Source organism: Mycobacterium sp. (genome assembly GCF_035623875.1).
Classification (GTDB): domain Bacteria; phylum Actinomycetota; class Actinomycetes; order Mycobacteriales; family Mycobacteriaceae; genus Mycobacterium.
Window position 1 is genome coordinate 13,317 of the sequence record NZ_DASPSP010000159.1, and the last position, 26,444, is coordinate 39,760.

At 66.8% G+C, this 26,444-nt stretch carries 23 protein-coding genes; 21 read left to right on the top strand and 2 right to left on the bottom strand.

Annotated features, from left to right (window positions below; genetic code table 11):
* Window positions 1-37 precede the first annotated feature (37 nt).
* From VEI45_RS12835 to manA, 3 genes are read left to right on the top strand one after another with little or no spacing between them, the layout of a single operon-like run.
* Window positions 38-1,450: a phosphomannomutase/phosphoglucomutase gene (locus tag VEI45_RS12835; protein WP_324853692.1), complete on the top strand. Its 1,413-nt coding sequence runs from the start codon at window positions 38-40 to the stop codon at window positions 1,448-1,450.
* Complete coding sequence (locus tag VEI45_RS12840) at window positions 1,447-2,532, top strand: TobH protein (RefSeq protein ID WP_324853693.1); 1,086 nt, start codon at window positions 1,447-1,449, stop codon at window positions 2,530-2,532. The genes VEI45_RS12835 and VEI45_RS12840 overlap by 4 nt, the downstream gene beginning before the upstream one ends.
* 18 nt (window positions 2,533-2,550) lie before the next feature.
* Window positions 2,551-3,786 carry a mannose-6-phosphate isomerase, class I gene (gene manA, locus VEI45_RS12845; RefSeq protein WP_324853695.1) on the top strand — a complete coding sequence of 412 codons (1,236 nt, stop codon included), beginning with the start codon at window positions 2,551-2,553 and terminating at the stop codon, window positions 3,784-3,786.
* Here manA and VEI45_RS12850 read toward each other — a convergent pair whose 3' ends face one another.
* Window positions 3,787-5,187 (bottom strand): oxidoreductase, encoded by a 1,401-nt coding sequence (locus VEI45_RS12850; RefSeq protein ID WP_324853697.1) that lies wholly within the window; start codon window positions 5,185-5,187, stop codon window positions 3,787-3,789.
* A 31-nt stretch (window positions 5,188-5,218) separates the two neighbouring features.
* Between VEI45_RS12850 and VEI45_RS12855 the strand changes: the two genes are divergently transcribed.
* From VEI45_RS12855 to VEI45_RS12940, 18 genes are all read left to right on the top strand, one after another.
* On the top strand, window positions 5,219-6,724 hold the full coding sequence (locus VEI45_RS12855; RefSeq protein ID WP_324853699.1) for an amino acid permease: 1,506 nt from the start codon (window positions 5,219-5,221) through the stop codon (window positions 6,722-6,724).
* A 98-nt stretch (window positions 6,725-6,822) separates the two neighbouring features.
* Window positions 6,823-8,049 (top strand): alkane 1-monooxygenase, encoded by a 1,227-nt coding sequence (locus tag VEI45_RS12860; RefSeq protein WP_324853701.1) that lies wholly within the window; start codon window positions 6,823-6,825, stop codon window positions 8,047-8,049.
* Window positions 8,049-8,222, top strand: coding sequence for a rubredoxin (locus VEI45_RS12865; RefSeq protein WP_324853703.1), 174 nt, complete (start codon window positions 8,049-8,051; stop codon window positions 8,220-8,222). Before VEI45_RS12860 ends, VEI45_RS12865 begins: the two co-directional genes overlap by 1 nt.
* Window positions 8,219-8,434 carry a rubredoxin gene (locus VEI45_RS12870; RefSeq protein WP_324853705.1) on the top strand — a complete coding sequence of 72 codons (216 nt, stop codon included), beginning with the start codon at window positions 8,219-8,221 and terminating at the stop codon, window positions 8,432-8,434. The genes VEI45_RS12865 and VEI45_RS12870 overlap by 4 nt, the downstream gene beginning before the upstream one ends.
* A gap of 32 nt (window positions 8,435-8,466) precedes the next feature.
* Complete coding sequence (locus tag VEI45_RS12875; protein WP_324853745.1) at window positions 8,467-9,111, top strand: TetR/AcrR family transcriptional regulator; 645 nt, start codon at window positions 8,467-8,469, stop codon at window positions 9,109-9,111.
* Window positions 9,112-9,191: 80 nt separating this feature from the next.
* Window positions 9,192-10,682, top strand: coding sequence for an adenosylhomocysteinase (ahcY, locus tag VEI45_RS12880; protein ID WP_324853706.1), 1,491 nt, complete (start codon window positions 9,192-9,194; stop codon window positions 10,680-10,682).
* Window positions 10,683-10,904: 222 nt separating this feature from the next.
* A complete protein-coding gene (locus VEI45_RS12885) occupies window positions 10,905-11,438 on the top strand; it encodes a hypothetical protein (protein ID WP_324853708.1) in 534 nt (177 codons plus the stop codon).
* 378 nt (window positions 11,439-11,816) lie between these two features.
* On the top strand, window positions 11,817-12,206 hold the full coding sequence (locus VEI45_RS12890) for a hypothetical protein (protein WP_324853747.1): 390 nt from the start codon (window positions 11,817-11,819) through the stop codon (window positions 12,204-12,206).
* A 139-nt stretch (window positions 12,207-12,345) separates the two neighbouring features.
* Window positions 12,346-14,559 (top strand): hypothetical protein, encoded by a 2,214-nt coding sequence (locus tag VEI45_RS12895; RefSeq protein WP_324853710.1) that lies wholly within the window; start codon window positions 12,346-12,348, stop codon window positions 14,557-14,559.
* Between the two features lie 111 nt (window positions 14,560-14,670).
* Entirely contained in the window at window positions 14,671-15,300 is a 630-nt protein-coding gene (locus VEI45_RS12900) for a dTMP kinase (protein WP_324853712.1), read from the top strand.
* A 72-nt stretch (window positions 15,301-15,372) separates the two neighbouring features.
* Window positions 15,373-16,059 carry a two-component system response regulator MtrA gene (gene mtrA, locus VEI45_RS12905; RefSeq protein WP_292975057.1) on the top strand — a complete coding sequence of 229 codons (687 nt, stop codon included), beginning with the start codon at window positions 15,373-15,375 and terminating at the stop codon, window positions 16,057-16,059.
* Window positions 16,060-16,087: 28 nt separating this feature from the next.
* The gene (mtrB, locus tag VEI45_RS12910) at window positions 16,088-17,746 is read left to right on the top strand and encodes an MtrAB system histidine kinase MtrB (protein WP_324853716.1); all 1,659 of its coding nucleotides are present in this window, start codon (window positions 16,088-16,090) and stop codon (window positions 17,744-17,746) included.
* Entirely contained in the window at window positions 17,746-19,506 is a 1,761-nt protein-coding gene (gene lpqB, locus VEI45_RS12915) for an MtrAB system accessory lipoprotein LpqB (RefSeq protein WP_324853718.1), read from the top strand. Before mtrB ends, lpqB begins: the two co-directional genes overlap by 1 nt.
* Window positions 19,507-19,645: 139 nt before the next feature.
* Window positions 19,646-20,284, top strand: a complete 639-nt coding sequence (locus VEI45_RS12920) for a ComF family protein (protein ID WP_324853720.1) — start codon at window positions 19,646-19,648, stop codon at window positions 20,282-20,284.
* A gap of 268 nt (window positions 20,285-20,552) precedes the next feature.
* The gene (hpf, locus tag VEI45_RS12925) at window positions 20,553-21,248 is read left to right on the top strand and encodes a ribosome hibernation-promoting factor, HPF/YfiA family (RefSeq protein ID WP_324853723.1); all 696 of its coding nucleotides are present in this window, start codon (window positions 20,553-20,555) and stop codon (window positions 21,246-21,248) included.
* Window positions 21,249-21,322: 74 nt separating this feature from the next.
* Window positions 21,323-24,187, top strand: a complete 2,865-nt coding sequence (secA, locus tag VEI45_RS12930; protein ID WP_324853725.1) for a preprotein translocase subunit SecA — start codon at window positions 21,323-21,325, stop codon at window positions 24,185-24,187.
* A gap of 5 nt (window positions 24,188-24,192) precedes the next feature.
* A complete protein-coding gene (locus VEI45_RS12935) occupies window positions 24,193-24,675 on the top strand; it encodes a cation:proton antiporter regulatory subunit (protein ID WP_324853727.1) in 483 nt (160 codons plus the stop codon).
* Window positions 24,676-24,679: 4 nt separating this feature from the next.
* Window positions 24,680-25,837 carry a cation:proton antiporter gene (locus VEI45_RS12940; protein ID WP_324853729.1) on the top strand — a complete coding sequence of 386 codons (1,158 nt, stop codon included), beginning with the start codon at window positions 24,680-24,682 and terminating at the stop codon, window positions 25,835-25,837.
* On the opposite strand, the gene VEI45_RS26475 is transcribed toward VEI45_RS12940, so the two are convergent.
* Complete coding sequence (locus VEI45_RS26475) at window positions 25,834-26,358, bottom strand: Rv3235 family protein (protein WP_414687469.1); 525 nt, start codon at window positions 26,356-26,358, stop codon at window positions 25,834-25,836. The genes VEI45_RS12940 and VEI45_RS26475 overlap by 4 nt on opposite strands.
* Between the last annotated feature and the right edge of the window lie 86 nt (window positions 26,359-26,444).

Below are 26,444 nucleotides of genomic sequence, written 5' to 3' on the forward strand. Positions count from 1 at the left end.
GACGACGAAGCGTCCCCACCGTCAGGAGAGCCCTGTTATGTCTCGGTCCGCCGCGGCTGTTCACCGCGTGATCAAGGCATACGACGTGCGAGGTCTGGTCGGCGAGGAGATCAACGAGTCGCTGGTCACCGATGTCGGCGCCGCGTTCGCCAGATTGATGCGTGACGAGGACGCGCGGCAAGTCGTCGTCGGCTACGACATGCGGGACAGTTCGCCCTCGTTGGCCGCCGCCTTCGGGGCCGGAGTCACCGCCCAGGGCCTCGATGTGGTCCGCATCGGTCTGGCTTCGACCGACCAGCTCTATTTCGCCTCCGGGCTGCTGGACTGCCCCGGTGCGATGTTCACCGCGAGCCACAACCCGGCCGCCTATAACGGCATCAAGATGTGCCGGGCGGGCGCCAAACCCGTCGGTGCAGAGACCGGATTGACCGCCATCCGTGACGACGTGATCGCCGGCGTTCCTGCTTACGACGGTCGCGCCGGAACCGTCGGCGACCAAGATGTGCTGGCCGACTACGGAGCCTTCCTGCGCTCGTTGGTCAACACCTCTGGGCTGCGCCCACTGCGGGTGGCCGTCGACGCGGGCAATGGGATGGCCGGCCATACCGCACCCGCGGTCCTGGGTCCGATCGGGTCGATCACGCTGTTGCCGTTGTACTTCGAGCTCGACGGTTCGTTCCCCAACCACGAGGCCAACCCGCTGGACCCGGCGAACTTGGCCGACCTGCAGAAGTACGTCGGCGCCGTCGGTGCCGATATAGGGCTGGCCTTCGACGGCGATGCCGACCGGTGCTTCGTGGTCGACGAGCGCGGCCGGCCGGTGTCGCCGTCGACGGTGACCGCTCTGGTCGCCGCCCGCGAGCTCGGCCGGGAAATCGGTGCGACCGTGATCCACAACCTGATCACGTCCCGCGCAGTGCCGGAGTTGGTGGTCGAGCGCGGCGGCACACCGGTGCGCTCACGGGTCGGGCACTCCTACATCAAGGCACTGATGGCTGACACCGGTGCGATCTTCGGCGGTGAGCACTCGGCGCATTATTATTTCCGCGACTTCTGGGGTGCCGACTCAGGAATGCTGGCTGCGTTGTACGTGCTGGCGGCGCTCGGCGAGCAGCAGCGGCCGCTGTCGGAGCTGACCGCCGACTACCAGCGCTACGAGTCGTCCGGCGAGATCAACTTCACCGTGGCCGACGCGGCGTCCTGCGTAGACGCGGTGCTGAAATCCTTCAGCGGCCGGATTCAATCCATCGACCATCTGGACGGGGTGACGGTGGACCTCGGTGAGGGCAGCTGGTTTAACCTGCGCACCTCCAACACCGAGCCGCTGTTGCGGCTGAATGTGGAAGGACGTTGCGTCGAGGACGTGGAAGCGGTGGTCGAGCAGGTTACCAGCAAAATTCGCCAGCGGGCCAGCGGGCAGGCCGTAGGTCAGGCGAAGGCCGCGACGTGAACGCCACCCAGGCCACGATCGACCTCGACGACACCGAAGGCCTGCTGGCCGCCGATCGCGACGGGCTGCTGCGGGCGGCGTCGACGGCGGGTGCGCAGGTGCGTGCGGCCGCGGCCGCGCTCGACGAGGGTGCTCTGGACGCGGTGCGCGGTGATGACCGTCCGCGCACGGTGATCTGGGTTGCCGGGCGAGGCACCGCTGAGACCGCAGGCACCATGCTGGCCGCGACGTTGGGCAGTTGGGCGGCCGCGCCCATCGTGGTCGCCGCCGAGGCGCCGCCGTGGATCGGCGCGCTCGACGTGCTGATCGTGGCCGGCGACGACCCCGGCGATCCGGCGCTGGTCGGCGCCGCCGCCAGCGGAGTGCGCCGCGGTGCACGGGTCGTCGTCGCGGCGCCCTACGAGGGCCCGCTGCGGGATACCACGGCCGGCCGGGTGGCGGTTATGGAGCCGCGGCTGCCGGTTCTCGACGAGTTCGGGCTGTGCCGGTATCTGGCCGCCGGGCTGGCTGCCTTGCAAAGCGTCGATGCCAAGCTGGGCGTGGACCTGTACGCGCTGGCCGACGAGCTGGACGCGGAGGCGTTGCGCAACAGCGCCAGTCGCGAAATGTTCACCAACCCGGCCAAGGCGTTGGTCGAGCGGATGTCGCGGCGCCGCGTCGTGCTGGCCGGGGACTGTGCCGCGACCCTGGCGCTGGCCAGGCACGGGTGTTCTGTTCTGCTGCGGATCGCGCATCAGCTAGCCGCCGCCACCGGGCTCACCGACGCCTTGGTGGCGCTGCGCGCGGTCGCAAACTCTGGGTTCGTCGACCCGGTGGAGGCGTTGTTTCAGGACGAGGAGATCGACGGACCGGTCGCCGAGCGGCTGCGGGTGTTGGCATTGACGTTGGATGCCGAGCGCACGGTCGTGGCCTCTCGGGTCGCTCAGCTCGACGACGTCGACATCGTCGGCGCGGAGGATGTGCCTGAAGGGCCGGATGGCAACTCAGCGCCGGTCGGTTCGCAGCGGGCTGAGCAGCAACTGGCTATATTGGCTGTCCGGCTGGAGATGGCGGCGGTTTATTTGCGGTTGGTTCGGGGATAATTCGGGGATAAGTAGACAGTGCAGTTGCTACGCGGAGCGATACGGACGTACGCCTGGGGATCGCGGACGGCCATCGCCGAATTCACCGGGCGGCCTGTTCCGGCAGCCCACCCGGAAGCGGAGCTCTGGCTCGGTGCTAACCCGGGCGATCCGGCCTGGCTGGAAAACCCTGATGGCGAAATCTCGCTGCTGCAGGCGGTGCTCGCCGACCCGGAAGGGCAACTCGGCTCGGTGACCCGCGCCCGGTTCGGCGATGTGCTCCCGTTTTTGGTCAAAGTGCTGGCCGCCGACGAACCACTGTCGCTGCAGGCGCATCCGAGCGCCGAGCAAGCGGCCGAGGGTTACTTACGCGAGGAACGGCTCGGTATTCCGGCGACGTCGCCGGTGCGCAACTACCGCGACGCCAGCCACAAGCCCGAGCTGTTGGTGGCGCTGCAGCAGTTCGAGGCGCTGGCCGGATTCCGGCCCGCAGCCGGGACCATCGAACTTCTGCGCGCCCTGGCGGTGTCCGACCTGGATCCATACATCGATTTGTTGAACGACCAGTCCGATGCCGACGGCCTGCGCGCGTTGTTCACTACCTGGATCACCGCACCACAGCCCGACATCGACGTGCTGGTGGCCGCTGTACTGGATGGTGCTATCCACTATGTCAGTTGCGGGGCAAGGGAATTCGCGGCCGAAGCCAAGACGGTGCTGGAGTTGGGCGAACGCTATCCGGGCGATGCCGGTGTGCTGGCCGCGTTGCTGCTCAACCGGATAACTCTCAGCCCTGGCGAAGGGATCTTTTTGTCGGCCGGAAACCTGCACGCCTACCTGCGCGGTGTCGGGCTGGAAGTAATGGCCAACTCCGACAACGTGTTACGCGGTGGTCTGACTCCCAAACACGTCGACGTTCCGGAGCTGTTACGGGTGCTGAATTTCACCCCCACCCCCGAGGCTCAACTTCGCGCGCCAACGCACCGCGACGGACTCGGGCTGATCTATGACACCCCCACCGACGAATTCGCCGCGTCGATGCTGACCCTCGGTGAGGACCAGCTCGGTCATGAAGTCGACGCGCCGTCGCGCCACGGTGCCTATCAGGGTCCGCAGATCCTGTTGTGCACCGAGGGTTCGACGACCGTGTCCGGAAAATCCGGAGCAGTGAAGCTCACTCGGGGCGCTGCCGCCTGGGTGGCTGCCGACGACGGGCCCATCCGGCTGATCGCTCACGAACCGACCAAGATATTTCGGGCCACCGTCGGCCTGTGATCAGCCCAGCGCCGCCGACCGGGTGACCCGCTGGCGGTCGCATCCGGCTTGCCGACGCTCGCCGAGCCACAGCCGGAAGTTATGCCGAGTGGCGCGGACGATCAGCGTTGGCGTCGGGATCATGTAGAGGCTGTCCAGCAGGGAAAACCTGCGCAAAAACCATTCGGCGAGAACGGTATCCGTCTCGGCGGCGCCCAGGAACTGGTCGAACAGATTGCCCACCGGGCGGTACCACCAGGGCGCCGACCCACTCGCATGGTGGAAATTGAGATCGCCGATCGCGTTCATCGTCCACACCGGGAAGGTGGTCTTGGCGGTCGCGCGATTTACTTTCCGCTCCAGGTCCGGGCCATCAGCTAGCGCTCGGCGCAGATGACCGGCCTGCAGCGAGGTCATCGTCATGCCCTGCCCGAAGGTGGGGTCGAAGCTGGCCACCGCGTCCCCGAACGGCACGATCCCCGCCGGAAACCGCTCCAGCTTGTCGTAGCGGCGCCACCGGCTGGCCGGAAAACGGTGGAAGGCCACTTCGCCGACGGGTTCGGCGTGTTCGAGCGCGGCGTGGAGTCGGTCGGGCAGCAGCTTCTCGGCGAGCCCGACCATCTCGGAAAAGGATTGTGGCGGTTTGACTTTGGCCACGCCGAAGGTAGTGATGACCCAGAGGCCGTCCTCGTAACCCAACATGCCCAGCCCCAACGGCTGTTCACGGGACGCGCCGGCAACGATCACCCTTTCCCGGATCAGGCCCTCGGGAAGCCGAAACTGATGCGACGCATAGCCGATGCCCACGTCGACCACGTCTTCGCGAGGCCGCTGGTATCCCCATTGCTCCAGCCACACCGGCAACCTGGTGCCGCGCCCGGCCGCGTCGATAACGAGATCGGCGGCGACGAACTCGGGCTCGTCGATGTCGCCGGAATCCACCAACACCCCGGTCACCTGCTGGGCGCCGACCTCGAAGCGCGGTTCGCGCACCGAACGCTGCTGGACTTCGACGTTGGCGATATCCAGGGCCCGGCGCCGGATCTGCCATTCCAGATGCGGGCGGCTCGGCACGTAGGCGGTGAACTCGTCACGCAGCGTCTGCCCGGTGCCCAGCACGTGACCGGCCGCGCCGAAGTAGATGCAGTCCGGCCGGTTTTCCAGTTTCGGCACCCCGGCTGCCACCATGTCGTCGAGGAGACCGGGGAACAGCGCATCGAATTCGGCCGCGCCACGGGCCATCAGGAGGTGAACGTGTCGGCCCTGGGGGACCGCCGTGCGGTTTACGGGTGTACTCGGGAGCTCGTCGCGTTCGAACACCGTGACTCGGTCGTAGAAATCCGACAACACCCGAGCCGCGCACAACCCCGCGATGCTGGCCCCAACAACGACAGCATGCCCCGTTGTGCTCTCCCCGCGCATTACCGCACAGTACTCGGTACTGTCCCGGTGCATGGCCGGTCGCTGGCGCACCAAGTCGGTCGAACAGTCGATCGCCGACACCGACGAGCCGGGCACCCAGCTGCGCAAGGACCTCAGCTGGTGGCATCTGGCCGTCTTCGGGGTTTCGGTGGTGATCGGAGCCGGCATCTTCACCGTCACCGCGCAGACCGCCGGTGACGTCACCGGGCCGGCGATCTGGATCTCGTTTCTCATCGCCGCGATCACCTGCGGGTTGGCGGCGTTGTGCTATGCGGAGTTCGCCTCGACGCTGCCGGTGGCAGGCAGCGCCTACACGTTTTCCTACGCGACTTTTGGTGAGTTTTTGGCCTGGACCATCGGCTGGAACCTGGTGCTGGAGCTGGCGATCGGTGGCGCAGTCGTTGCCAAGGGGTGGTCGAGCTACCTCGACACGGTTTTCGTATTACCCAGCGGTGCAGTCACTTTGGGGTCTTTCAATCTCGACTGGGGTGCGCTGCTGATCGTCGCGCTGGTGGCCACCCTGCTCGCGCTGGGCACCAAGGTGTCGTCGCACTTTTCTGTGGTGGTCACCGCGATCAAGGTGTCGGTGGTGCTGCTGGTGGTGATTGTCGGCGCGTTCTACATCAAGACGGCGAACTATTCACCGTTCATTCCGCCGGCCCAGGCCGACCACGCCGGCACCGGTATCGATCAGTCGGTGTTGTCGTGGCTCACCGGCGCGCACAGCAGCCATTACGGCTGGTACGGGGTGCTGGCGGGCGCGTCGATCGTGTTCTTCGCGTTCATCGGGTTCGACATCGTCGCCACCATGGCCGAGGAGACCAAGCACCCGCAACGCGACGTCCCTCGGGGAATCCTCGCGACGTTGGGCATCGTGACCGTTCTTTATGTCGCGGTGTCGATCGTGTTGTCCGGCATGGTTCCCTATACCGACCTGACGAGCACCAGCGACGGCCGTCATGCCAACCTGGCCACCGCGTTCGCGATCAACGGCGTGCGCTGGGCATCCGGCATCATCTCCATCGGGGCGCTGGCCGGGCTGACCACGGTGGTGATGGTGCTGTTGCTCGGACAATGCCGGGTGCTGTTCGCGATGGCCCGCGACGGGTTGTTGCCGCGGCAACTGGCCAAGACCGGCGCGCGCGGCACCCCGGTGCGGATCACCGGGTTGGTGGCACTGCTGGTGGCGCTGACGGCGTCGGTGTTCCCGATGGCCAAACTCGAAGAGATGGTCAACGTCGGGACGTTGTTCGCCTTCGTCCTGGTGTCGGCCGGCGTGATCGTCTTGCGCCGCACCCGGCCCGACCTGCCGCGCGGGTTCCGCGCACCCTGGGTGCCGCTGCTGCCGATCGCCTCGGTGTGCGCGTGCCTCTGGCTGATGATCAACCTGACCGTGTTGACCTGGATCCGATTCGGCGTCTGGATGGTCGCCGGCGTCGCCATCTACCTCGGCTATGGGCGTCGGCACTCGGTGCTGGCCAGCCGGGAGGCCGGGGCCGCCGAGGAGGCCGCAAGATTGGATCTCGCGTCGCCCTAGGCCTGGTTTACAAAATCACATCATATGTCTAGACAGAAGACGCAAAGCTCAGTATTGTCCAACCGCAAGGTGCTCTGAATCACGAGGAGGTTGGCGATATGACCGCCGCAATAGGCCCGAACACTTTTGTCTGGCAGGACAAGAAGCGCTATCTGTGGCTGATGGGACTGATCGTCCCGATGCTGCTGCTGGCGATCCTGCCGATCGTCTGGGCAATGAACCAATTCGGTTGGCAGACCGCCTCGCAGGTGCTGTTTTGGATCGGCCCGATCCTGCTCTACATCCTGTTGCCGGCGCTCGACCTGCGGTTCGGGTCCGACGGGCAGAACCCACCCGACGAGGTGATGGATTGGCTGGAGAACGACAAGTACTACCGCTACTGCACGTACGCCTTCATCCCGCTGCAGTACCTCAGCATGATTCTCGGTGCGTACCTGTTCACCGCGTCAGATCTGAGCTGGCTGGGCTACGACGGGCCGCTGAGTTGGCCGGCCAAGATCGGTCTCGCGCTGTCTGTCGGCGCCCTGGGCGGAGTCGGCATCAATACTGCGCATGAAATGGGGCACAAGAAGGATTCGCTGGAGCGCTGGCTGTCCAAGATCACCCTGGCGCAGACCGGCTACGGGCATTTCTACATCGAGCACAACCGCGGTCACCACGTCCGGGTTGCCACACCAGAAGACCCCGCGTCGGCTCGGTTTGGTGAAACCTTCTGGGAGTTCCTGCCCCGCAGCGTCTTTGGCAGTCTGCGTTCGGCCTGGCGGCTGGAGGCACAGCGGCTGCGCCGGCAGGGCGCCAGCCCGTGGAACCCCAAGACCTATCTGTCCAACGACGTGCTCAACGCCTGGCTGATGACGGTGGTGCTGTGGGGTGCGCTGATCGCCGTGTTCGGCCCGGCGCTGATCCCGTTCCTGATCATCCAGGCGATCTTCGGCTTCAGTCTCCTGGAGGCCGTGAACTACCTCGAGCACTACGGGCTGCTGCGGCAAAAGAACGCCAATGGCCGCTACGAGCGCTGCACCCCCGAGCACAGCTGGAATTCCGACCACATCGTCACCAACCTGTTCCTGTACCACCTGCAGCGGCACAGCGATCACCACGCCAACCCGACCCGGCGCTACCAGACGCTGCGCAGCATGGACGGGGCGCCGAATCTACCCAGCGGCTACGCGGCGCTGATCGGGTTGACCTACTTCCCACCGCTGTGGCGCAAGTTGATGGACCACCGGGTGCTGGCGCATTACGGCGGCGACATCACCCGGGTCAACGTGCAACCACGCCACCGGGAGAAGATTCTGGGCTGCTACGGAACGGTGGCGGCGTGATGACCGCCTACCGCTGTCCCGGCTGCGACTACGTCTACGACGAAGCCAAAGGTGCCGCACGAGAAGGATTTCCGGCCGGAACGCAATGGCAGCAGATCCCAGAAGACTGGTGCTGCCCGGACTGCGCGGTACGCGAGAAGCTCGACTTCGAAACGATGGAGGTAACCAAATGAGTTGCGGTGAGGGCTTGCGCGAAGAGCGTCAGACCCCGTTCAAACTGTTCGTGTGTGTGCAGTGCGGCTTCGAGTACGACGAGGCCAACGGCTGGCCGGAAGACGGCATCGCGCCCGGCACCCGCTGGGACGACATCCCCGAAGATTGGAGTTGCCCGGACTGCGGCGCGGCGAAATCCGACTTCGAGATGGTGGAAGTCGCACGTTCGTGACCACACCGTCGGCGACGATGCAGAGCGAAGCGATGAGGAGGAGTGGCGCAACGGCTACTGTCGCGCTTGTGAAGCAACGGGTCCTATACGCCGAGGCGTCACGGGTCCTGCTGCGCGATTCGGTGCTCGATGCGATGCGGGAGCTGCTGCTCAGCCGTGACTGGTCGGCGATCACGCTGGCCGATGTGGCCCGCGCCGCGGGCATCAGCCGCCAGACCATCTACAACGAGTTCGGCTCGCGGCAAGGCCTGGCTCAGGGTTACGCGCTGCGGCTGGCCGATCGATTGGTGAACGCCGTCGAAGACGCCATCTACGCCAACGTCGGCGACGTCTACGCCGCGTTCCTGCAAGGATTTCGGTCTTTCTTCTCGGAATCGGCGGCCGACCCGCTCGTCATCTCGCTGCTCAGCGGTGTGGCCAAACCCGATCTGCTGCAAATCATCACCACCGATAGCGGGCCGATCATCACCCACTGCTCGACGCGTCTGACGTCGTCGTTCATGGACAGCTGGGTGAAGGCCAGCGAGGACGACGCCGGGATCCTGGCCCGCGCGATCGTGCGGCTGGCGATGAGCTACGTGTCGATGCCGCCGGAAGCCGACCACGACGTCGCGGCGGATCTGGCGCGGCTGATGACACCGGCGGCCGAACGCTACGGTGTCATCGAGCCCGACTGACCCGGCGTGAGGGCACCGTCGCGTCGGGACTAATGTATATGCAAGCTAACTAGTTCACCGACAGAGGATTGGCCTAATACATGACGACGACCGCGCACTCGCTGAGTCCCGACGTCCATAACGGCATCGACTTCAAGGTCGCCGACCTGTCGTTGGCCGATTACGGTCGTCGCGACATCGAGCTGTCCGAACACGAGATGCCCGGTCTGATGTCGCTGCGCCGCGAGTACCACGACGTGCAGCCGCTCAAAGGCGCTCGAATCTCCGGCTCGCTGCACATGACCGTGCAGACCGCGGTGCTCATCGAAACGCTGGTGTCGTTGGGCGCCGAGGTCCGGTGGGCCTCGTGCAACATCTTCTCCACGCAGGACCACGCCGCCGCCGCGGTCGTCGTCGGCCCGCACGGCACGCCCGAAGAGCCCAAGGGTGTGCCGGTATTCGCCTGGAAGGGTGAGACGCTCGAGGAGTACTGGTGGGCCGCCGAGGAGGCGCTGACCTGGCCTCCGCTCGCGGACGGGACTGAGGCGCCGGCCAACATGATCCTCGACGACGGCGGCGACGCCACCATGCTGGTACTGCGGGGTGCGCAGTACGAGAAGGCCGGGGTGGTGCCGCCCGCCGAAGAGGACGACTCGGCTGAGCACAAGGTGTTTCTGAACCTGCTGCGCCACCGCTTCGAGACCGACAAGGACAAGTGGACGAAGATCTCCGCCTCGGTCAAGGGCGTCACCGAGGAGACCACCACCGGTGTGCTGCGGCTCTACCAGTTCGCTGCGGCCGGGGATCTGGCGTTTCCGGCGATCAACGTCAACGACTCGGTCACCAAGTCGAAGTTCGACAACAAGTACGGCTGCCGGCACTCGCTGATCGACGGCATCAACCGCGGTACCGACGTGCTCATCGGCGGCAAGAACGTGCTGGTCTGCGGCTACGGCGACGTCGGCAAGGGCAGTGTCGAATCGCTGGCCGGTCAGGGCGCGCGGGTGACCGTCACCGAGATCGACCCGATCAACGCGCTGCAGGCGCTGATGGAAGGGTACGACGTCAAGCGGGTGGAGGACGTGATCGGCGAGGCCGACATCGTGATCACGACCACCGGCAACAAGGACATCATCACGCTCGAGCACATGAAGGCGATGAAGGAAAAGGCGATCCTGGGCAACATCGGTCACTTCGACAACGAGATCCAAATGGCCAGGCTGGAGAAGTCCGGCGCCACCAAGACCAACATCCGCCCGCAGGTCGACCTGTGGACGTTCGGCGACACCGGTAAGTCGATCATCGTGCTGTCCGAGGGCCGGCTGCTGAATCTGGGTAACGCCACCGGGCATCCGTCGTTCGTGATGAGCAACAGCTTCTCCAACCAGGTGATCGCGCAGATCGAGCTGTGGACCAAGAACGACGAGTACGACAACGAGGTGTACCGGCTGCCCAAGCACCTCGACGAGAAGGTCGCCCGCGTGCACGTCACCGCGCTCGGCGGCGAGCTGACCAAGCTGACCAAGGAGCAGGCTGAATACATCGGCGTCGACGTCGACGGACCGTACAAGCCGGACCACTACCGCTACTGAGTTTCTGGGTCCCCGTTCGGGTACGCCGCGGAGCCGCGCGCTGAGCATTCTCGGCGCCGTCAGCGACGGATGATATCCGTCTAATCCGGCGCAGGCATGGTGTGTTGGCGGGTTATCGCCGAGCCTGTGGCGATAGCATCTTGCTCAAACGGCGCAAGCGACTTAGCCGATCTCCACCGCGCCGGTGGGAAATCGCCACCGCGCCGGTGGGAAGAGGTGTGGATGGCGCACCCCACGACAAGTCCGGGCGGTGCGCGCGCCGTGCCCCCGCGCCCATACACCGGCGCCGATCGATGTGCTGCCACGGTGCGGTTGCATGGGTCACTGCGGCGGTCGCTGGCCGCGGCCGGTGGCGGTCAGGTGGGCACATGGCAGTACTGCGTATTGCAGCGCGGCCACGACGGCGCCCATCAAGCCCCGGCCTACCGGCACGGGGCGGCGCGCGGGTGGTTGGGGTGGGACGAGTCGGGTTTCCGGGTGGGCGGCACCCGCCCACTGCCGTCGGGTCTGCGCCGGGTGCGTCCGACGCGGCCGAACTCTACAGCGGCGGCACGGGCTAGACGTGACGCCTCGCACTCGCCGCAAGCCGCGCCCGGTGTGGCTGCGGCCGTTCGCGCTGGCGGCTGGGACACGCCAAGGCCCGGATCGGCCGAGCCGGACCACCGGACCGCAGCGCTGTGGGCGATCGCCGCCGCCGTGAACCGCCTCGCCGACGTGATGGCGACTGCCGACCATCGGGGCCGGCCCTTGCGCTAACGCCGGGACGCGCACAACGATCACTTGAATGAACCGTCGATACGCAGTAGCGTGTCGCGAACGTCACATTCTGGAGGAATGACTCTGATGGCGATCGACGCGCAGATCGGCGGCATCGTTTCAGGTCAGCCGCCGATATCGACAAACCATAGCGCTTGGCCGGGGCCCGTCGGCTCGGGTGGCTCTGCCTCGAGGAAGGTCCGAATGACGATGGATGACAAGACGCCTGATGCCGGACAATCTGATGCAGGAGAAGCCGCGGTGGGCTGGCAGCCTGAAGATGCCGGACCGGCGATCACTTCGCCTGTCGGCGCCGACGAGCCGCCCGATGACGGAGAAGCCCCGGCGATCGTCAGCGCTGTGGAAGCGGCTATGTACATGTTCGTCGACGCTATCGACGCGTTGCCCGATCCCAGCGATTCAAAGTTCCTCAAGCGCGCCGAGGTGATCCTGACCGGCCTTCGCAAGCTTGAAGCTTCGTTGTCGCGGGCGGCCAGCCGCCGCAGGATTACTCCGTCTGTCGTTGCCGCGTTGAGTGAGACTCGCGGCCGCTACAACGACCTGATGGAGCGCGCCGCGGCCGCGCCGGGATCCACGCTGGGTCAGCGCATGTACACGGCTCGCCGGCGCGCCGACCTGTCGGTCCAAGAGGCGGCCAACGGGGTGGGAATTCGGGCGGATCTGCTAGCGGCCATCGAAGCCGGTGAACCGACCACACAGGACGAGACCGCCAAGATCAAGACCCTTATCGCCGCGCTCGAACGCTGAGCCCGACGCCGACCGGCCGATCGGTCGATCAGCCCGATATTGCCACCGCCACGAATATGATCCTGCAGCCGGGCCGGAGCACTGCCGTGCTGTTTGCTGGAATCTTGTGGTGGGCTTGGATCGCAGGCGGGAGACAACGGTGTCGTGGATTTTGGTGAGTCATTCCGGTGCCGACCGGCGTGAAGCGGCGGCCCTCAAGCAGTGGCTGGGTGACCAGGATCCGCCGCTGGCCCACGAGATCTTTCTGGATCCGGGCGGAACAACAGGCATCCCGAGCGGTGCACGCTGGAAACAGGAGCTGTTTAGGGCCGACTCCGGCTGCCGGGGAGTGATCTGCTTGCTGTCTAAAGGGTGGGAATCCTCGCCCGAGTGTGCCGCGGACTACCGGACCGCAGAGAACCTGGGTAAGCAAATTTTCGTTGCTCGGTTAGAGTCCACGTCCGGCAACGGGATCAGCGCCGCCTGGTCGCGGTGTGACTTGTTCGGTAGCGGCCGCACCACACAAGTCGGTATCGGTGACGGGTCGCCTGTGGTGTTCGCCTCCAAGGGGCTCTACCGGTTGCGCGACGGGATCCGGGGGGCGGGCAACGGCGCGGAATCGTTCATATGGCCACCACCGGGGGAACCCGAGCGCGCCCCCTACCGGGGGTGGGCGCCATTCACCGAGGTCGACGCCGGGGTCTTCTTCGGGCGCGACGCGGCGATCGGACGCGCACTCGACGCGCTGCGTGGGATGCGACAATCCGCCGGGACAGCCCTGTTCGTGGTGGTGGGCCCGTCGGGATCGGGTAAGTCGTCGTTTCTGCGAGCCGGGTTGCTGCCCCGGCTGCGCTGCGATGACGGCCGTTTCGTGATGCTCGACGTGGTGCGCCCTGAACGCCAGCCGCTGACCGGCGACACCGGGCTGGCGCACGCGGTCCATGGTGGGCGGCGCCGGCTGGGACTTGTGCACCCCAACCTCGGGGAGATCAAAACGATCTGCGCAAGCGGCGACGCCGCACAGCTACGAGCGTTGTTGGTCGAGGTCCGGCGGGCTGCCGCGGCCCGGCTGCCGCAGCCCGCCGCCGGGCGTGGGTTGCCGACGGTGGTGCTGCCGCTGGATCAGGCCGAGGAACTGTACACCGCCGACGCGGGCGAGCAAGGCTCGGCCTTTCTGCGTCTGCTTGGTCAACTGGCTGAACCCGGCGCCGACGCTGCGGGTTTGGGGTTAATCGTTGTTGCCACCATCGGCGGCGACGCTTACCAGACCATGCGGGCGGCCTCCGAACTTGGCGGGCTGGAATTGCTGACGTTCGAGGATCTCACGCCGATGTCGGCGACCCTGATCATCGACGTCATCACCGGGCCGGCCGCCCGCTCCACCGAGGCCGGGCGTGCCTTGAGTATCGACCCCGCCCTGGTCGATCGGCTGCTCGCCGACGTCGCCGCCGACACCGACGGGGGCGGCGACACGTTGGCGCTGCTGGCACTGACGCTGTCCCGCCTGCTCACCGACCACGGCTCCGGTGGGATGTTGACCCTGGCGCAGTACCAACACTTAGGCGGGCTGCGCCGTGTCGTGAACACCGAAATCGACGAGATCCTCTCGGCCAACCCCACCGAACGGGCCACCCAACTTGAACAGCTGCGCGCGGCATTCATCCCCTGGCTGGCCACCGCCAACACCGGGCCCAACCGACCCGCGCGCCGGGTCGCCCGCTGGAGCGAGCTGCCTGAGGCCAGCCGGCCGCTGATCGACGCCCTCGTCGCCAAACGGCTCCTGGTCAAAGAGCGTCGCGCGGGAAGTAACGGCGCCGAACGCGGCCGAGTTGGCGAGATCGTCGTGGAGGTCGGCCAAGAAAGCCTGCTGCGGCAATGGGACGACCTGGCCGCCTGGCTGCGCGAACGACGCCATAACTTCACCACCGCCGACGAGCTGCAACGCCACGCCGCCGACTGGGAATCCGACAACCACAACCCCAGCCGGCTGCTGTCTGGAGCTCGCCTCATCGACGCCGAAACCGTTGCCGACACAAATGAATTCCGAGACCGCCTGGCGCACACCGGCGACTACCTCGCCGCATCCCGGCGTGCAGAAAACATCCGGCTGGAGACCGAGAATCAACGCCAGCAAGCCGAATTGGCGGCTACCAAGAACGAATTGGCGGCCGCCAAGAGCGAACTAGCAGCTACGAAGCAGCGGCAAGAAGCGGCCGACGCGCTCGCCGCCGCCGAAATCCAAGCCCGCTTGCAAGCGCAAGAACATGCGCTCCTACTGGGCAGACGTTTCCGCTTGCTGAAGGCGGCGCTGGTTGCCGCGACCGTGATCGCCGTGATCGCGCTCATCGCTGCGTTGGTGGCGGTCGCCGGTTAGGTCCCGGCTACCCATGTCGGCTGGCACGCGCAGGCCGCTGTCCGGCTGGCCACCCCGCTTCGGCTGCCCTCCGGGCCCATCGGCGAGCGCAATTCTGGGTAGGCTCGCGCCGTGCTGATCGCGATCGAGGGCGTCGACGGCGCCGGCAAGCGGACACTCGCGCAGGGTCTGTCGACGGCCTTCGAAGCCGCCGGGCGGTCGGTGGCCACGCTGGCTTTCCCGCGATACGGGCGGTCGGTGGCGGCCGACGTGGCAGCCGAGGCGCTGCACGGCCAGCACGGTGACCTCGCGTCCTCGGTGTATGCGATGGCGATGCTGTTCGCGCTGGATCGTGCTGGCGCCGCCGCACAGATCCGCGAGCTGTGCGGCGACCACGACGTGGTGCTCCTGGACCGCTACGTGGCGTCCAACGCCGCCTACAGCGCCGCCCGCCTGAACCAGGACGCGGACGGCGAGGTGGTGGGCTGGGTGCACCAAATCGAATACCATCGGTTGCAGCTTCCTGCACCGGATTGGCAAGTGCTGCTTAGGGTTTCGGCTGAGCTCGCCGGCCTGCGTGCCCGAGATCGAGCCCGCCAGGATGCCACCCGGTCGCGCGATGCCTACGAACGCGACAACGAGCTCCAGCAACGCACCGGCGCGGTCTATGCCGGCCTGGCCGCGGCGGGCTGGGGCGGGCGCTGGATGGTAGTCGATGCGGACGTCGATGCCGGCCAGCTGGCGGCCAGGTTGACGGCCTAGCGCCGCGAGCTGTGGTATTCGGTCACGAAACGCGCGTGTGATAGCTGCGTTTTATCGAGATCTGGTGACACCATGGACGCCATGAGGCAAAGGATTCTCGTGGTCGACGACGACGCTTCGCTGGCCGAGATGCTGACCATCGTGCTGCGGGGGGAAGGGTTCGACACCGCGGTCATCGGTGACGGCACCCAGGCGCTCACCGCAGTGCGCGAGCTGCGCCCCGACCTGGTGCTGCTGGATTTGATGTTGCCCGGGATGAACGGCATCGACGTGTGCCGGGTGCTGCGCGCCGATTCCGGTGTCCCGATCGTGATGCTGACGGCCAAGACCGACACCGTCGACGTCGTCCTCGGGCTGGAGTCGGGTGCCGACGACTACATCATGAAGCCGTTCAAACCCAAGGAGCTGGTCGCCCGGGTACGAGCACGGCTGCGGCGCAACGAAGACGAGCCCGCCGAGATGCTGTCCATCGCCGACGTGGACATCGATGTGCCCGCGCACAAGGTCACGCGTAACGGCGAGCAGATCTCCCTGACGCCACTGGAGTTCGACCTGCTGGTGGCATTGGCGCGTAAACCCCGCCAGGTGTTTACTCGTGATGTGCTGCTCGAACAGGTGTGGGGTTACCGTCACCCAGCGGACACCCGCTTGGTGAACGTGCACGTCCAGCGTCTGCGGGCCAAGGTCGAAAAAGACCCGGAGAACCCGACTGTTGTGCTGACCGTTCGAGGAGTGGGTTACAAGGCCGGACCTCCGTGACACCGGTCGCCGCGGGGGGGCGGCGTTGGTGATGTGGGGCTCGAGGCCACGTATTCGCGGTCGTTCGGGCCGTTCTGGCCCGGTGATGCGGGGCATGGGCGCGTTGAGTCGAGCCCTCGGCGTGGCTTGGCGGCGCTCGCTGCAACTTCGGGTGCTCGCCCTGACGCTCGGAATGTCCCTCGCGGTGATCTTGGTGCTCGGCTTCGTGCTGACCAGTCAGGTCACCAACCGCGTTCTTGACATCAAGGTTCGCGCGGCCACCGAGCAGATCGCGCGGGCCCGTAACACCGTCAGCGGGATTGTCAGCGGCGAAGAAGCGCGCTCGCTGGACAGCAGCCTGCAGCTCGCCCGCAATACGTTGACGTCGAAAACCGATCCGACGTCGGGCGCCGGTCTGGCCGGTGCGTTCGATGCGGTGCTGGTGGTACCCGGCTACGGCCCGAGGCCCGCGGCAGCGGCCGGGCCCGTCGACCAGTTGCCCGACGCGCTGCGGGAATTCGTCAAGGCCGGGCAGGTGGCCTATCAGTACGCGACGGTGCACACCGACGGTTTCTCGGGTCCGGCGCTGGTCATCGGGACCCCGACGTCGTCGCGGGTGACCAACCTGGAGCTATACCTGATCTTCCCGCTGGGCAACGAGCAAAGCACGATCGCACTGGTCCGCGGCACCATGGCTACCGGCGGACTGGTGTTGATGGTGCTGCTGGCCGGTATCGCATGGTTGGTCACGCGGCAGGTGGTGGTGCCGGTGCGTGCGGCGGCGCGGACGGCCGAGCGGTTCGCCGAGGGGCACCTGTCCGAGCGGATGCCGATCCGCGGCGAAGACGACATGGCCCGGCTGGCGGTGTCGTTCAACGACATGGCCGAAAGCCTGTCGCGGCAGATCGCCCAACTCGAGGAGTTCGGTAACCTACAGCGCCGGTTCACCTCTGACGTCAGCCACGAGCTGCGCACCCCGCTCACCACCGTCCGGATGGCCGCCGACCTGATCTACGACCACAGCGAGGACCTCGAGCCGGCGCTGCAGCGGTCCACCGAGCTGCTGGTCAGCGAGCTGGACCGGTTCGAATCGCTGCTCAACGATCTGCTGGAAATCTCGCGGCACGACGCGGGTGTGGCCGAGTTGTCGGTCGAGGCGGTCGATCTCCGCTCGACGGTCAACAGCGCGCTGGGCAATGTGGGTCACCTGGCCGAAGACGCCGGCGTTCAACTGATTGTCGACATGCCGCCCGAAGAGGTGATCGCCGAAGTAGACCCGCGCCGGGTCGAGCGGATCCTGCGCAATCTGATCGCCAACGCCATCGACCACGCCGAGCACAAGCCGGTGCGGATCCGGATGGCCGCCGACGAAGACACCGTCGCCGTCACCGTCCGCGACTACGGCGTCGGGCTGCGGCCGGGCGAGGAGAAGCTGGTGTTCAGCCGGTTCTGGCGCTCGGACCCGTCGCGGGTGCGGCGATCCGGCGGGACCGGGCTGGGGTTGGCGATCAGCGTCGAGGACGCACGCCTGCACCAGGGCCGGCTGGAGGCCTGGGGCGAGCCGGGCAAGGGCGCCTGCTTCCGGCTGACACTGCCGCTGGTCCGCGGCCACAAGGTCACCACCAGCCCGCTGCCGATGAAACCGATTGCCCCAGAACGCAAGGAGCGTCAGCTTCGGCCGCGGGAGCACGCGGAAAGGGGCGTGTGATGCGGCAGCTGACTGGGCTGCTGTTCGCGCTGGCCGTCGTGGTCGCGGGTTGCGCGGGGGTGCCGAGTGCGTCCGCGCCGCAAGCCATCGGCACCGTCGAACGGCCGGCACCGTCGAATCTGCCCAAGCCGACGCCCGGCATGGACCCCGACATGCTGTTGCGCGAATTCCTCAAAGCCACAGCCGATCCGGCCAACCGGCACCTCGCTGCACGCCAGTTCCTCACCCAGGCGGCGTCGAATGCATGGGACGACGCCGGCAGCGCGCTGCTGATCGACCACGTCGTCTTCGTCGAAACCCACAATGCTGAGCGGGTTTCGGTGACTATGCGGGCAGATAAACTTGGCTCGCTGTCGGATATGGGCGTGTTCGAGACCGCCGAGGGAGTGTTGCCGGATCCCAGTCCGATCGAGCTGGTCAAGACGCCGGGCGGCTGGCGCATCGACCGTCTGCCCAACGGGGTGTTCTTGGACTGGCAGCAATTCCAGGCCACCTACAAACGCAACACGTTGTATTTCGCCGACCCGACCGGTAAGACGGTCGTTCCGGATCCACGCTATGTCGCGGTGGCCGACCGTGATCAGTTGGCCACCGAACTGATCTCCAAGCTCATCGCCGGTCCGCGTCCGGAGATGGCCAAAAGCGTGCGCAACATGCTCGGCCCGCCGCTGCGGCTGCGCGGACCGGTGACCCGGGCCGACGGTGGAAGCAGCGGCGTCGGACGCGGTTACGCCGGAGCCCGGGTCGATCTGGAGCTGCTGACGGTCGCCGACCCGCACAGCAAGCAATTGCTTGCCGCGCAGATCATTTGGACCCTGGCAAGGGCCGACATCAAAGGGCCGTACGTCATCAACGCCGACGGCGCCGCGCTGGACGAAAGGTTCGCGGCTGGGTGGAATCCGTCTGATGTGGCCGCCACCGATCCGGGCGTCGCGGAGGGCGCCGCGGCCGGTGTGCACGCGCTGATGGGCGGAAGGCTGGTGTCGCTGAATGGGCAGACCTCCGACCCGGTACCGGGCGCGTTCGGGCGGACGACGGATCAGACCGGAGCCGCGCTGTCGCGCAGCGGGCACCAGGTGGCGTCGGTGGTGACCCTTCGGCCGGGCGCTCCGGATATGGCGGCATCGCTGTGGATCGGCGACCTGGGCGGCGAGGCGGTGGAAGCCGCCGACGGGCACACCTTGTCGCGGCCCAGCTGGTCGCTGGACGACGAGGTGTGGGTGGTCGCGGACGGCAACACCGTATTGCGTGCCATCGCCGGGACGGCCTCGGGTCAGCCTGCGCGTCTTCCGGTGGATTCGGCTGCGGTGTCCAGTCGCTTCCCAGGTGTGATCGCCGAGCTGCAATTGTCCCGGGACGGGACGCGGGCGGCGATGGTCATCGAGGGCCGGGTAATCCTGGCCAGCGTCGAGCAGACGCAGGCCGGCCAGTTCGCGTTGGCCTATCCGCGGCGGCTCGGGTTCGGGCTGGGCTCCTCGGTGGTGTCGCTGTCGTGGCGCACCGACGACGACGTCGCGGTGAGTCGTAACGACGCCGAGCACCCGGTGTCCTACGTCAACATCGACGGGGTGAACTCGGATGCGCCGAACGGCAATCTGCAGCAGCCGGTTGGGGCGATCGCGGCCAATCCCTCGACGGTCTATGTCGCCGATCCGCGCGGCGTGATGCAGCTGTCGATCTCGGGCGCCGAAGGCCCGCAGGGTTGGCTGGACGTACCGCCGTTCATGGTGGCCGGGGCGATACCGGTGCTGCCCGGCTGAGGCGCACCGGCTGTCGCTACTGGTTGGGAGTAAGGAACGGGCGCCAACACCACCCAGCACCCGATCACCGCAGAGGGCTGAACTCGAAGCACCGTAATGCGTCGGCAGCCATGTCGGCCCACACCGCCACACTGCAGGTGTGCTGGATCTGGTCCTTCCGCTGGAGTGCGGCGGCTGCGGGGCGCCGTCGACCCGCTGGTGTGAGGCGTGCGCCCGCGAGCTGGCTATGGGTCCCGATGCGCCGCGCGTGATAACCCCACGCATCGATCCCGGGGTTCCGGTGCTGGCGCTCGGCCGCTACGCCGGTGCCCGCCGGCAGGCGATCGTCGCGATGAAAGACCGTGGCCGGAGCGATCTGATCGCGCCGCTCGCCCGGGCGCTGGCGCTCGGTGTGCACCGGTTGCTCGCGTGGGGTCTGTTGGACGTCCCGCTGACGATCGTGCCGGCGCCGACCCGCAGCTGGGCGGCGCGCCGCCGCGGCGGCGATCCCATCACCCGCACCGCGACGCTGGCAACCGCGGGCCACCCGCACATCATCGTGGTCCGGGCGCTGCGGATGAAGGCGCTGGCCCGCGATTCGGCCGGTCTGGGCAGCGCCGCGCGCGAGCGCAATATTGCCGGACGGGTGTTGTTGACCAGCCGACGCGCGCCGGCCGACGCTGAAGTCCTGATCGTCGACGACATCGTCACCACCGGCGCGACCGCCCGTGAGTCGGTCCGCGTGCTGCAAACCGCGGGAGCGCGAGTATCCGCTGTGCTGGCACTAGCAGCCGCGTGAGCGTTCGTGAAGAACTCGCAACAGGTAGGTCAAAACACTGGAACTTCCACCTGAACTCGGTCTACCGTCGGGGTCAAGCACCACGAACGCCTCGAGGTGGCGCAGCTGAGATGCAGCGAGGCGCCACGGCACCGAAGACGGGTAGGGGGTGAGTTCTCGACACCTTGCACCGGCGGGCGGCCACTGCACGACCATCACCCCGTCGGCGCGTGTACCTGGAAGCCGGCACGCCTCGTGCGTGCAACGCGAGAGAAACGAGTTGTCAAGCATGTCAAGGCAAACCGTGGAATCTAGTCAGCTTGTCGGCGAACTACCGGCATCAGCCGACGAGCCGGAAGAACCGACGCTGGACGCCGAGGTCGTGGTCAAGGGCCGAAACGTCGAGATACCCGACCACTTCCGCATCTACGTCTCGCAAAAACTCGCCCGCCTGGAGCGGTTCGACCGAACCGTCTATCTGTTCGATGTCGAGCTCGACCACGAGCGCAACCGCCGCCAACGCAAGTCCTGTCAGCATGTCGAGATCACCGCTCGCGGCCGCGGGCCGGTGGTCCGCGGTGAGGCGTGCGCCAACAGCTTCTACGCCGCATTCGAATCCGCGGTCGCCAGGCTGGAGGGCCGGCTGCGTCGCGTCAAGGATCGTCGCAAAGTCCACTACGGCGACAAGACCCCAGTCTCGTTGGCCGCCGCGACCGCCACCGTGCCGCCCGAGCCGGTCCGCGAGACCGACGCCAACGACGCGCCCGAACACGTTGGTGGCTCCCTCACCAGCGGGCACCACGTGCCGGGTCGGGTGGTGCGCACCAAAGAACACCCGGCCAAGCCGATGTCGGTGGACGACGCGCTCTATGAGATGGAGTTGGTCGGCCACGACTTTTTCCTGTTCTACGACAAGCACACCGAGCGACCCTCGGTGGTCTACCGTCGGCACGCCTACGACTACGGCCTGATCCGGCTGGCCTGACGATCGGCGGCTTTCGCTGGCTCGTCGCCTAGGATGGGTGACGCCGAAGACATCTATCCACAGGGGACATTGCCGTGCTGTCGAAGTTGCTGCGCGTTGGTGAAGGTCGCATGGTCAAGCGCCTCAAGCGAGTGGCCGACTATGTCAACACCTTGTCCGACGATGTCGAGAAGCTCACCGACGCCCAACTGCGGGCCAAGACCGACGAGTTGAAAAAACGGCACGCCGACGGGGAAAGCCTCGATGACCTGCTGCCCGAGGCGTTCGCGGTGGCGCGCGAAGCGGCCTGGCGGGTGCTGGACCAGCGCCCGTTCGACGTGCAGGTGATGGGTGCCGCGGCGCTGCACTTCGGCAACGTCGCCGAGATGAAAACCGGTGAAGGCAAGACCTTGACCTCGGTGTTGCCGGCCTACCTCAACGGCATCGGCGGCAAGGGCGTGCACATCGTCACTGTCAACGACTACCTGGCCAAACGCGACAGCGAGTGGATGGGCCGGGTGCACCGTTTCCTCGGGCTGGACGTCGGGGTGATCCTCGCGCAGATGATGCCCGACGAGCGGCGCGTCGCCTATGCCGCCGACATCACCTACGGCACCAACAACGAGTTCGGCTTCGACTACCTGCGCGACAACATGGCCCACTCGCTGGAGGACTGCGTCCAGCGCGGCCACAGCTTCGCGATCGTCGACGAGGTCGACTCGATTCTGATCGACGAGGCTCGCACCCCGCTGATCATCTCCGGGCCCGCCGACGGGGCGTCGAACTGGTACACGGAGTTCGCCCGGCTGGCGCCGCTGATGGAGAAAGACGTCCATTACGAGGTCGACCTGCGCAAGCGCACCGTCGGCGTGCATGAGCTCGGCGTGGAGTTCGTCGAAGACCAGATCGGCATCGACAACCTTTACGAGGCCGCCAACTCGCCGCTGGTCAGCTACCTCAACAACGCGCTGAAGGCCAAGGAGCTGTTCGCCCGCGACAAGGACTACATCGTGCGTGACGGCGAGGTGCTCATCGTCGACGAGTTCACCGGCCGGGTGTTGATCGGGCGGCGCTACAACGAGGGCATGCACCAGGCCATCGAGGCCAAAGAGCACGTCGAGATCAAGGCCGAGAACCAGACGTTGGCCACCATCACGTTGCAGAACTACTTCCGGCTTTACGACAAGCTCGCCGGCATGACCGGAACCGCGCAAACCGAGGCCGCCGAGCTGCACGAGATCTACAAGTTGGGCGTGGTGACCATTCCGACCAATAAGCCGATGGTCCGCACCGACCAGTCCGACCTCATCTACAAGACCGAAGAAGCCAAGTACATCGCCGTCGTCGACGACGTCAGCGAGCGGTACGAGAAGGGCCAGCCGGTGCTGATCGGTACGACCAGCGTGGAGCGCTCGGAATACCTGTCCCGCCAATTCCAGAAACGGCGCATCCCGCACAACGTGCTCAACGCCAAATACCACGAGCAAGAGGCCGGCATCGTCGCAGAGGCCGGTCGGCGCGGCGCCATCACGGTCGCCACCAACATGGCCGGCCGCGGTACCGACATCGTGTTGGGCGGAAACGTCGACTTTCTCACCGACAAGCGGCTGCGCGAGCGTGGGCTCGACCCGGTGGAGACACCCGACGAGTACGAAGAGGCGTGGCACGAGGAGCTGCCGGTGGTCAAGGCCGAGGCAGCCACCGAAGCCAAGGACGTGATCGAGGCCGGCGGGCTGTACGTGCTGGGCACCGAGCGGCACGAGGCGCGGCGCATCGACAACCAACTGCGCGGCCGTTCCGGCCGGCAGGGCGACCCCGGTGAGTCGCGCTTCTATCTGTCGCTGGGCGACGAGTTGATGCGCCGCTTCAACGGCGCGGCGCTGGAATCGCTGCTGACCCGGCTCAACCTGCCCGACGATGTACCGATCGAGGCCAAGATGGTGACCCGCGCTATCAAGAGCGCCCAGACCCAGGTCGAGCAGCAGAACTTCGAGGTCCGCAAGAACGTCCTCAAATACGACGAGGTGATGAACCAGCAGCGCAAGGTCATCTACGAGGAGCGCCGCCGCATCCTCGAAGGCGAGAATTTGCAGCAGCAAGCGCACGACATGCTCGTCGACGTGATCACCGCCTACGTCGACGGCGCAACCGCCGAGGGTTACGCAGAGGACTGGGACCTGGAGAAGCTCTGGGAGGCGCTGAAAACGCTGTATCCGGTCGGGATCGACCACAAAAACCTGATCGACTCGGAGGCGATCGGGGAGCCCGGTGAGCTCACCCGTGAGGAGCTGCTCGACGCGTTGACCGAAGACGCCGAACGCGCCTACGCGGTGCGGGAGGCCGAGCTCGAGGAACTCGCCGGCGAGGGCGCGATGCGCCAGCTGGAACGCAACGTGCTGCTCAACGTCATCGACCGCAAGTGGCGTGAGCATCTCTACGAGATGGACTACCTCAAAGAGGGCATCGGCCTGCGTGCGATGGCGCAGCGCGATCCACTGGTGGAGTACCAGCGCGAGGGCTTCGACATGTTCACCGGAATGCTCGAGGGCCTGAAGGAAGAGTCGGTCGGCTTCTTGTTCAACGTCTCGGTCGAGGCGGTACCGGCGCCGCAGGTGGGACCGGTCGAGGAGCCGGAGGATCTGGCGGAGTTCGCCAAATCCGCCGCTGGGGGTACCTCCCACTTACGGGGGACGGCCAGCGCACAGCAGCGGGCCGCTGGCGGGTCCACTGGCTCCGCCGGGTCACGCGAATCCGCAACTGCGTTGCGCGCCAAGGGGATTGAGACCGAGTCGCCTGCACTGACGTATTCCGGGCCCGCCGAGGACGGTTCGGCGCAAGTGCAGGGCGACGGCGGTGGGCAGACTGCGGCGGCCGGGGCCGGCGCTAGTCGACGCGAGCGGCGTGAAGCCGCGCGCCGGCAGGCCCGCCATGCCAAGTCGAAATCAGCCAAGCGGCGGTAGCGGCGGTGGACGTCAAAGAGGTGCTGCTGCCCAGCATCGGGGTGCGGTACGAGTTCACCAGCCACGACGGGGAGCGGATCGGGATCATCGCGCGCCGCAGCGGCGACTTCGACGTCGTACGGTACGCGCGCGAGGATCCCGACCAAGCCCAGCCGATCTTCCACTTCACCGACGAAGAGGCCGACGCGGTCGCCCAGATCTTGGGCGCACCGCGGATCGCCGAGCGCTTCACCGAGTTGACCCGCGAAGTGCCTGGGCTAGAGGCCGGTCAAGTCCACATCCGGCCGGGCAGCCCGTTCGCGGACCGGCCACTCGGGGACACCCAGGCGCGCACCCGCACCGGCGCGTCGATCGTGGCGATCGTGCGCAACGAGGTGGTGCTGGCATCGCCGGGACCGGCCGAAGTGCTGCACCCAGACGACGTATTGGTGGTGGTCGGTACCGAAGCCGGCATCGCCAAGGTCGTGCAACTCGTCGATAACGGCTGAGCGCGTGCAAATTTCGGCGCCGCTCTTACTGCAACTCGGCGCCGTGCTCACCGCGCTTGCGTTGCTGGGGGCGGTCGCTCGCCGGTTCGCACTCTCACCGATACCGGTGTATCTGCTGACCGGTCTGGCTCTCGGCAACGGCGGCGTGGCTCCGGTCACGACCGCTGGTCAGTTCATCACCACCGGGGCGCCGATCGGCATCGTGCTGCTGTTGCTGACGTTGGGTCTGGAGTTCTCCGCGACCGAGTTCGCCAGTAGCTTGCGACGCCACTTACCTTCTGCCGCAGTCGACTTCGTGCTGAACGCCACGCCCGGTGCGCTGGCCGGCTGGCTGCTCGGACTCAACGGCGTCGGCGTGCTCGCCCTGGCCGGCGTCACCTACGTCTCGTCCTCGGGTGTCATCGCGCGCCTGCTGGAGGACTTGCACCGGCTCGGTAACCGCGAAACACCGGCCGTGCTGGCGGTGCTGGTGCTCGAGGACTTCGCGATGGCCGCCTTTCTGCCGTTGGTGGCGGTTCTCGGGGCTGGTCACAGCTGGCTGGCTGCCATTGGCGGCATGGCGGCCGCGGTCGCCGCGCTGTGTGTCGCATTTGCCACGTCGTATCGCTGGGGCCACCACGTCGGCCGGCTGGTGACGCATCCGGATAACGAGCAGCTGCTGCTGAGGGTGGTGGGAATCACCCTGGTCGTTGCCGCGCTGGCCGAGAAGCTGCACGCGTCAGCCGCCGTCGGCGCCTTCCTGGTTGGCCTTACTCTCACCGGTGAGACCGCCGATCGGGCCCGCAAGGTGCTGGGCCCGCTGCGCGACCTGTTCGCTGCGATCTTCTTCGTCGCGGTCGGGCTGCCAGTGGATCCAGCGAAGCTGTTACCGATGCTTCCGGTGGCCGTCATCTTGGCCGTGGTCACCTCGGCGACGAAGGTGGCCACCGGAGTGTTCGCCGCCCGGCGCGAGGGAGTGGCGCGACGCGGGCAGTTGCGCGCCGGCACAACGCTGATGGCCCGGGGCGAGTTTTCGCTGATCATCATCGGCTTGGTCGGGTCGTCGATCGCCGGGGTTTCCGCATTGGCAACGACATATGTGTTCGTGCTGGCGATCGTGGGGCCGGTGCTCACCCGGTTCACCGGTGGCCCGTTGCCGGCGACGGCCCGCAAGGCGACCTAGCCGATGTGCAGTGCGACCACCTGCCAGCGTCCGCCCGCGACCCTCTCGATGCGGCAGGCGATGGCGTGGACCCGGCGCCCGCGGCTGTAGCTCCCGAATACCTCGGCCGCGGCGAACCGGTCCGGGGCGCCCACCGCCTGCAGCCGCAACCGGCGCAGCATCGCCGCCCCGTCATGACCGGTCGCGAACCGATTGGCGCGCAACACCGAGTCGACGAGGCCGGCGGCCAGCAATCCGCGCAGCTGCGCGACCGGGCGGCGACGATCGATGACTTCCAGTACCCGGCGCAGTGCCGCGTCGGCGAAGCACGCCGCCTGTCGATGCGTCGCGGACATGGTCGACGATCCGCTGGCTGCAGCTTGCCGACTCGAATATCGTTGCTGCACATGCGTATTGGGCTGCCGCAGCATTGTGCGTGAGGGTGGCCGAAAGTGCCGGACATCCCGCGCCGGCGGTTCATAGTCGGCGACGGGTATGACCGCGAAGGCGTCATTGTCGGATGGGCTCGGGCTGGTCAACACCGCACTCTCCCAATGCTTACGAAGGGGCCGAGAAAGTAAGCCTGCTGGAGAGTGGCAGACAACTGTGACGATCATCGCACAATCGT

Excerpts from the sequence above, each read along its gene's own strand:
- VEI45_RS12865 (WP_324853703.1), top strand. The coding sequence starts at position 8,049 with ATGACCGCCTACCGCTGTCCCGGCTGCGACTACGTCTACGACGAAGCC.
- VEI45_RS12835 (WP_324853692.1), top strand. The coding sequence starts at position 38 with ATGTCTCGGTCCGCCGCGGCTGTTCACCGCGTGATCAAGGCATACGAC.
- VEI45_RS12855 (WP_324853699.1), top strand. The coding sequence starts at position 5,219 with ATGGCCGGTCGCTGGCGCACCAAGTCGGTCGAACAGTCGATCGCCGAC.
- VEI45_RS12890 (WP_324853747.1), top strand. The coding sequence starts at position 11,817 with ATGTTCGTCGACGCTATCGACGCGTTGCCCGATCCCAGCGATTCAAAG.
- VEI45_RS12860 (WP_324853701.1), top strand. The coding sequence starts at position 6,823 with ATGACCGCCGCAATAGGCCCGAACACTTTTGTCTGGCAGGACAAGAAG.
- VEI45_RS12850 (WP_324853697.1), bottom strand. The coding sequence starts at position 5,187 with ATGCGCGGGGAGAGCACAACGGGGCATGCTGTCGTTGTTGGGGCCAGC.
- VEI45_RS12875 (WP_324853745.1), top strand. The coding sequence starts at position 8,467 with ATGAGGAGGAGTGGCGCAACGGCTACTGTCGCGCTTGTGAAGCAACGG.
- lpqB (WP_324853718.1), top strand. The coding sequence starts at position 17,746 with ATGCGGCAGCTGACTGGGCTGCTGTTCGCGCTGGCCGTCGTGGTCGCG.
- ahcY (WP_324853706.1), top strand. The coding sequence starts at position 9,192 with ATGACGACGACCGCGCACTCGCTGAGTCCCGACGTCCATAACGGCATC.
- VEI45_RS12885 (WP_324853708.1), top strand. The coding sequence starts at position 10,905 with ATGGCGCACCCCACGACAAGTCCGGGCGGTGCGCGCGCCGTGCCCCCG.
- hpf (WP_324853723.1), top strand. The coding sequence starts at position 20,553 with ATGTCAAGGCAAACCGTGGAATCTAGTCAGCTTGTCGGCGAACTACCG.
- mtrA (WP_292975057.1), top strand. The coding sequence starts at position 15,373 with ATGGACGCCATGAGGCAAAGGATTCTCGTGGTCGACGACGACGCTTCG.
- VEI45_RS12870 (WP_324853705.1), top strand. The coding sequence starts at position 8,219 with ATGAGTTGCGGTGAGGGCTTGCGCGAAGAGCGTCAGACCCCGTTCAAA.